Consider the following 7,199-nt stretch of genomic DNA (forward strand, 5'->3'; position numbering starts at 1 on the left):
CCCCCACACGTTTCCGAGTCCCCGGGAAGAAGGCCACCCCATGTTCGAGGCAGTCGAAGAGCTCCTCGTCGAGCACGCCGACCTCGAAACGAGGCTGGCCGACCCGTCCGTCCACGCCGACCAGAACAACGCCCGCAAGCTGGCCAAGCGGTACGCCGAGCTGACCCCGATCACCCGGGTCTACCGGCAGTGGCGGCAGGCCGGCGAGGACATCGAGGCCGCGCGCGAACTCGCCGCCGAGGAACCGGAGTTCCTCGCCGAGGTGAAGGACTCCGAGGCACGCCGGGACGAGCTCACCGAGGAGCTGCGGCTGCTGCTGGTGCCGCGCGACCCGAGCGACGACAAGGACGTCATCCTGGAGATCAAGGCGGGCGAGGGCGGCGAGGAGTCCGCGCTGTTCGCCGGCGACCTGCTCCGGATGTACCTGCGCTTCGCGGAGCGGGTCGGCTGGAAGACCGAGCTCATCGACTCCAACGAGTCCGACCTCGGCGGCTACAAGGACGTCTCGGTGGCCGTGAAGACCAAGGGCAGCACCGAGCCCGGCCAGGGCGTCTGGGCCCGGCTGAAGTACGAGGGCGGCGTGCACCGCGTGCAGCGCGTCCCCGCCACCGAGTCGCAGGGCCGCATCCACACCTCCGCGGCGGGCGTGCTGGTCACCCCCGAGGCGGAGGAGGTCGAGGTCGAGATCGTCGCCAACGACCTGCGGATCGACGTCTACCGCTCCTCCGGCCCCGGCGGCCAGTCGGTCAACACCACCGACTCCGCGGTCCGGATCACCCACCTGCCGACCGGTATCGTGGCGTCCTGCCAGAACGAGAAGAGCCAGCTCCAGAACAAGGAGCAGGCGATGCGCATCCTGCGTTCGCGGCTGCTGGCCGCCGCGCAGGAGGAGGCCGAGCGGGAGGCCTCGGACGCGCGCCGCAGCCAGGTCCGCACCGTGGACCGCTCCGAGCGGATCCGCACGTACAACTACCCCGAGAACCGCATCTCGGACCACCGCACCGGATTCAAGGCGTACAACCTGGACCAGGTCCTGGACGGCGACCTGAACGCGGTGATCCAGTCCTGCGTCGACAAGGACGCGGCGGCCAAGCTCGCCGCGGCCCAAGAGAACTGAGACCGGCGCGCCCCAGCCCGCGTTTCGCCCGGAGCCGGAGAAACAAGAGGTCGTACGGATGAACCTGCTGCTCGCCGAGGTGGCCCAGGCCACCCAGCGGTTGGCCGCGGCCGGCGTGCCGTCGCCGCGCTTCGACGCGGAGGAGCTCGCCGCCTACGTCCACAACGTCAAGCGCAGCCAGCTGCACACGGTGAAGGACGGCGACTTCGACGCCCGCTACTGGGAGGCCGTCTCCCGCCGCGAGGCGCGCGAGCCGCTCCAGCACATCACCGGGCGGGCGTTCTTCCGCTACCTCGAACTGGAGGTCGGCCCCGGGGTGTTCGTGCCCCGGCCGGAGACCGAGACGGTCGTCGAGTGGGCGATAGACGCGGTGCGCGACATGGACGTGGCCGAGCCGCTGGTGGTGGACCTGTGCTCCGGCTCCGGCGCGATCGCCCTCGCCCTGGCCCAGGAGCTGCCGCGCTCGACCGTGCACGCCTTCGAACTGGACGAGGGCGCGCTGGAGTACACCCGGCGCAACATCGAGGCCAGCCCGGACCGCGCCCGGGTCACCCTGCACGCCGGTGACGCCACCAGGGCCTTCGAGGACGACCGCTCCTGGGACGGCCGCTTCGACCTGGTCATCTCCAACCCGCCGTACATCCCGCTCACCGAGTGGGAGTACGTCGCGCCGGAGGCCCGCGACCACGACCCGCAGATGTCGCTGTTCTCCGGCGAGGACGGCCTGGACACCATCCGGGGCATCGAGCGGGTCGCGGCCCGACTGCTGCGCCCGGGCGGCGCGGTGGTCATCGAGCACGCCGACCAGCAGGGCGGCCAGGTGCCGTGGATCTTCAACGAGGAACACGGCTGGACGGACACCGCCGACCACCGCGACCTGAACAACCGGCCGCGCTTCACGACCGCCCGGAGGGTCGGGTCGTGAAGAATTGGGCGCAGTACGACCGCCCGGAGGGTCGGGTCGTGAACAGTCGGGCGCAGTACGACCGCCCGGAGGGTCGGGTCGTGAACACCAAGCGCTGCACGACAGCGCGCAAGGCCGCGCTGTGACCACAGTGGCGGCCGTAGTGACTGCCATGAGCCACTCCGGAAGGGGACCGCACCGATGAGCCGCCGCTACGACTGTGCCGATGCCGGGGACCGCGCCACCGGTCTGCGCGAGGCCGCCTCGGCCGTCCGCCGCGGCGAACTCGTCGTGCTGCCCACCGACACCCTGTACGGGGTCGGTGCGGACGCCTTCTCCCCGGAGGCCGTCGCCGAGCTGATGGCCGCCCGGGGCCGGGGCCGCAACACGCCCTCGCCGGTGCTGGTCGGCTCGCCGACCACCCTGCACGGCCTGGTCACCGACTTCTCCGAGCAGGCCTGGGAGTTGGTCGACGCCTTCTGGCCCGGCGGGCTCACCCTGGTCGCCCGGCACCAGCCCTCGCTGCGCTGGGACCTCGGCGACACCCGCGGCACCGTCGCGGTCCGGATGCCGCTGCACCCGGTCGCCATCGAGTTGCTGAACGCCACCGGCCCGCTGGCCGTCTCCAGCGCCAACCGGATCGGCGGGACGCCCCCGCTGACCTGCGACGAGGCCCAGGCCCAGCTCGGCGACGCGATCTCGGTCTACCTGGACGGCGGGGCGGCCGAGGACTCCGCCACCTCGTCGATCGTCGACGTCACGGGCAAGGTCCCGGTCCTGCTGCGGGCCGGTGCGATCAGTGTCGAGCAGCTGAGGGAGGTCGTCCCCGACCTGGAGGCCGGCAGTTGACGCCCACCGCCTCGCTCCACGCCGGGCCGGGCATAGCGCCGTACCTGAGCGTGGGCCCCAGGCCGCTGGACCACTTCCGGATCCTGTTCGTCTGCACCGGGAACATCTGCCGCTCGCCGATCGCCGAGCGGCTGACCCGGCGTGAGCTGGACACCCGGCTGAGCCCCCGGGTGGCCGGGCGGATCCTGGTCGAGAGCGCCGGCACCTGGGGCCACGAGGGCGCGCCGATGGAGGACCACGCCGCGACCGTGCTCGACGAGTACGGCGCCGACAGCGGGGGCTTCACCGGCCGCGAGCTGCTGGACGAGCACGTGGTCGAGGCCGACCTGGTGCTCACCGCGACGCTGGACCACCGCGCCCAGGTGATCTCGATGGGTCACGAGGCGGGGCTGCGCACCTTCACGCTGAAGGAGTTCACCCGCCTGGTGCGGACGATAGACCCGGGCACCCTGCCGGACCCCCGGCGCGGCGCCGACGTCACCGAGCGGGCCCGCGCGCTGGTCCGGGCGGCCGCCGCGCTGCGCGGTTGGCTGCTGGCCGCCACCCCGGAGTCGGACGAGTTGGACGACCCGTACGGGGCGCCGATCGGCATGTTCCGCAACTGCGGCGAGGAGATATTCCACGCGGTCGACCCGGTGGTCACCGCGCTCACCGGCGTCCCCGCGCCGCGCTGACGTCCCCGCGCCGCGCCGCGCTGACGGCCCGCGGGCGGGCGCCGAGGCGCTGAATGGGGCCGTCCGGCCGTGGCTCGGCGGGCCGGGCGCGGTCGGCGGTCCTACGCTGGGTGACACAGTCCCCGCAGCGCCCGGGAGCCCCGCCATGACCGTCACCGATGCCGCGACCGACCCCACCACGACGACCGGGCGCCCCTGGGCGTCCGAGGCGCTGCACCGGGCCGATCCGCAGCTGGCCGACCTGCTGGCCGCGGAGGCCGAGCGGCGCGCCGAAACGATCCAGCTGCTGGCGGGGGAGAACCTGACCACCCCCGCCGTCCTGGCGGCGCTCACCGGCCCGCTGATCGACAAGTACGCCGAGGGCTACCCGGGCCGCCGGCACCACACCGGCTGCGCGCTGGCGGACGCCGCCGAGCTGCTGGCGATCGACCGGGCCCGTGAGCTGTTCGCCGCCCCGCACGCCAACGTCCAGCCGCGGTCGGCGACTTCGGCGATGCTGGCGGCGTACGCGGCGCTGCTGCGGCCCGGCGACGGAGTGCTGGCGATGTCGCTGGAGCACGGCGGCCACCTCAGCTGCGGCTCGCGCGCCAACTTCTCCGGGCGCTGGTTCGCCTTCACCGGTTACGGCGTGCGCGAGAGCGACGGGCTGATCGACCTCGACCAGGTCCGCGACCTGGCCCGGGAGCACCGCCCCAAGGCCATCGTGGCGGGCTCGATCTCGCACCCCCGGCACCCGGACTGGGCGGCGTTCCGGGAGATCGCCGACGAGGTGGACGCCTATCTGATCGCCTCCGCCGCGCAGACCACCGGGCTGATCGCGGCCGGGGTGGCGCCCTCCCCGGTGCCGTACGCGGACGTCACCGTGGCGGCCACCCACAAGCTCCTGCGCGGTCCGCGCGGCGGGCTGCTGCTGTGCACCGCGGAGCTGGCCGAGCGGATCGACCGGGCGGTGTTCCCGTTCAGCCAGGGCGGTGCGGCGATGAACGAGGTGGCCGGCAAGGCGGTGGCCCTCGCGGAGGCCTCCGGGCCCGCGTACCGGGCGTACGCGCAGCGGGCGGTGTCCGGGGCGCGGGCGCTCGCCGGCGGGCTCGCGGAGGCCGGGATGCGCCCGCTGACGGGCGGCACCGACACCCATCTGGTGACCGCCGACGTGAGCCCGCTCGGGGTGACCGGAGCGGAGGCCGAGCGGCGTTGCGCGGCGGCCGGGCTGCTGCTCGGCAAGTGCGCGCTGCCGTACGACCCGGCGCCGGCCGCCGAGGCCTCCGGCATCCGGCTGGGCACGGGCACGGTGACCAGCCAGGGGATGGGGGAGCCCGAGCTGACGGAGATCGCCGGGCTGATCGCGCGGGTGCTCGCCGGGGGCGCGGTCGCCCCCGCCGCGGCGCGGGTCCGGGAGCTGGCGCTGGCCTTCGCCGACCGTGGCTGACGGAGGTTCTCCGCGGGTATCCGGATCTCCTACCCGGGAGGGCGAACCGCGATGCACGGTCCCGGCGTCCGACTCAATAAGGTGTGTGCCGTGGCGACGCACCTCGAACCCCGGGAAGGCAGGGGAGTACCTTCGGTACTTCCCCGTTCGACAGTGATGCAGGAGGCCAGTGGTGCGTGAGTATCTGCTGGTGCTGTTCTGCACCGCCGCCGTCACCTACCTGCTGACCGGCCCGGTCCGGAAGTTCGCCATCGCGGCCGGCGCCATGCCGCCGGTGCGCGCCCGCGACGTGCACCGCGAGCCCACGCCGCGGCTCGGCGGCATCGCGATGTTCGGCGGACTGTGCGCGGGCATCCTGGTCGCCTCCCAGCTCGACAACCTGAGCAAGGTGTTCTCGCAGGGCACCGACATCCGCGCGCTGCTGTCCGGCGCCGGGATCATGTTCCTGCTCGGGGTCCTCGACGACAAGTGGGGCGTGGACGCGCTCGTGAAGCTCGGCGGCCAGATGATCGCCGCCGGCGTGATGGTCTGGCAGGGCGTCACGGTGATCACCCTCCCGGTGCCCGGTGTCGGCCCGGTCGCGGTCAGCCCGACCCAGGGCATGGTCATCTCGGTCACCCTGGTCGTCGTCATGGTGAACGCGGTGAACTTCATCGACGGCCTGGACGGCCTGGCCGGCGGCATGGTCTGCATCGCCGCGATGGCCTTCTTCCTGTACAGCTACCGGCTCTGGTACGGCTACACGATCACCGACGCGGCCCCCGCCGTGCTGTTCAGCGTGCTGCTGATCGGCATGTGCCTGGGCTTCCTGGCGCACAACATGCACCCCGCGCGGATCTTCATGGGCGACTCCGGCTCGATGATGCTGGGCCTGATGCTGGCCGTCGCCGCGATCTCGATCACCGGCCGGGTCGACCCGGACCTGATCAGCAACGAGACCGGTTCGCAGACCGCCGCCGTGCACGCCCTGGTGCCGATCTACATCCCGCTGCTGCTGCCGCTGACGGTCATCGCGCTGCCGCTGGCCGACCTGCTGCTCGCGGTGGTGCGCCGCACCTGGGCCGGCCAGTCCCCGTTCGCCGCGGACAAGCGCCACCTCCACCACCGGCTGCTCCAGGTGGGTCACTCGCACAGCCGCGCCGTACTGATCATGTACTTCTGGGCCGCGCTGATCGCCTTCGGTTCGGTGGCCTTCTCGGTGACCAACACCGGCCGCACCGTCGTCCTGACGCTCGCCGGGCTCTGCCTGGTCGGCCTGGTGGTGCTGCTCACCCCGCGGTTCCGGCCGCGCGCCCCGCGGGCGGTGCAGTCCTTCGTCCCCCCGCGCTACCGGCGGCAGCAGAGCGGTCCGATGGCCGAACTGTCGGCGAAGGACAAGCAACTCCTCGGTGAAGCCGGCCGGGACTCCGGCGTGGGCTCCACCGCGGTCGACCCCCACCACAAGGCCACCGGCCGCCACTGACAAGGGAGTTGAGGGTCCATCCGATGGCGTTCACTCGAATGGCGGATCCGTTGCGCCGTTGGTGTGACAGGTGCCACATATTCATGGTAAAGCTCTCATCAAATAGTTTGTGATACCGTTCACGAGTACCGAGAACACGCCGAAAGACCTGACAGGTGGATGACTTCCGTCCCTGTCGGTCTCCCTCACCGGGCCCGCCGTTTCGATGGGCGGCCCGCGGCGATGCCTCGGTCCGGTGTCACCCGCCACCGCTGTGCCCGTCCCCCGCCACATCGACATGCCGCCGGAGCTGCCGACATGCCGTCCACCGACGCCCGGATCCTCCGAGGCGCCGCGATTCCCACTGCGGCCGCCGGGATCATCGCCATGGCGATCTGCTTCGCCGTCGCCGGTGGGAAGGGCCTGCTCGGTGCCCTCTTCGGTGCGCTGCTCGTGATGGCCTTCTTCGCCTCCGGCCAGTTCGCGCTCGACCGGCTGACCAGGTCGAACCCGCAGATCATGATGGCCGCGGCGCTGCTGGTGTACACCACGCAGATCCTGCTGGTCGGCATCGTGCTCGCGGTCTTCAAGGACACCGATCTCTTCAACCGGCAGGCCTTCGCCTTCACCCTGCTCGGCTGCGCCCTGATCTGGACGGGCTTCCAGGTGCGTGGTGCGCTCAAGGCCAAGACCTTCTACGTCGACCCCGACGCCTCCGAAAAGAAGGGCGACAAGCCCTCCGACAAGGGGCGTCAACAGTGACGAGGCCCAACTGTCCCCCCAACGAG

7 protein-coding genes are annotated in these 7,199 nt (G+C 72.2%); all 7 read left to right on the plus strand.

The genetic code is table 11. From position 1 onward, the window contains the following. Positions 1 to 40: 40 nt before the first annotated feature. The 7 genes from prfA to ACIQOV_RS19010 all read left to right on the plus strand — a co-directional run bounded on the left by prfA (position 41) and on the right by ACIQOV_RS19010 (position 7,173). Positions 41 to 1,117: a peptide chain release factor 1 gene (gene prfA, locus ACIQOV_RS18980; RefSeq protein WP_387690898.1), complete on the plus strand. Its 1,077-nt coding sequence runs from the start codon at positions 41 to 43 to the stop codon at positions 1,115 to 1,117. A gap of 58 nt (positions 1,118 to 1,175) precedes the next feature. After that, positions 1,176 to 2,042 carry a peptide chain release factor N(5)-glutamine methyltransferase gene (gene prmC, locus ACIQOV_RS18985; protein ID WP_401049816.1) on the plus strand — a complete coding sequence of 289 codons (867 nt, stop codon included), beginning with the start codon at positions 1,176 to 1,178 and terminating at the stop codon, positions 2,040 to 2,042. A 180-nt stretch (positions 2,043 to 2,222) separates the two neighbouring features. Continuing rightward, a complete protein-coding gene (locus ACIQOV_RS18990; RefSeq protein WP_359899969.1) occupies positions 2,223 to 2,870 on the plus strand; it encodes an L-threonylcarbamoyladenylate synthase in 648 nt (215 codons plus the stop codon). A 32-nt stretch (positions 2,871 to 2,902) separates the two neighbouring features. Beyond that, complete coding sequence (locus ACIQOV_RS18995) at positions 2,903 to 3,544, plus strand: protein-tyrosine-phosphatase (RefSeq protein WP_355252781.1); 642 nt, start codon at positions 2,903 to 2,905, stop codon at positions 3,542 to 3,544. 145 nt (positions 3,545 to 3,689) lie between these two features. Then, entirely contained in the window at positions 3,690 to 4,970 is a 1,281-nt protein-coding gene (glyA, locus tag ACIQOV_RS19000) for a serine hydroxymethyltransferase (protein WP_401049819.1), read from the plus strand. 172 nt (positions 4,971 to 5,142) lie between these two features. After that, positions 5,143 to 6,432: an MraY family glycosyltransferase gene (locus ACIQOV_RS19005; protein ID WP_401049822.1), complete on the plus strand. Its 1,290-nt coding sequence runs from the start codon at positions 5,143 to 5,145 to the stop codon at positions 6,430 to 6,432. Between the two features lie 297 nt (positions 6,433 to 6,729). Next, positions 6,730 to 7,173, plus strand: coding sequence for a hypothetical protein (locus ACIQOV_RS19010; RefSeq protein ID WP_401049824.1), 444 nt, complete (start codon positions 6,730 to 6,732; stop codon positions 7,171 to 7,173). Positions 7,174 to 7,199: the final 26 nt, after the last annotated feature.

Origin of the sequence: Kitasatospora sp. NPDC091257, assembly GCF_044757675.1 — a bacterium.
GTDB classification, from domain to species: domain Bacteria; phylum Actinomycetota; class Actinomycetes; order Streptomycetales; family Streptomycetaceae; genus Kitasatospora; species Kitasatospora lactacystinica.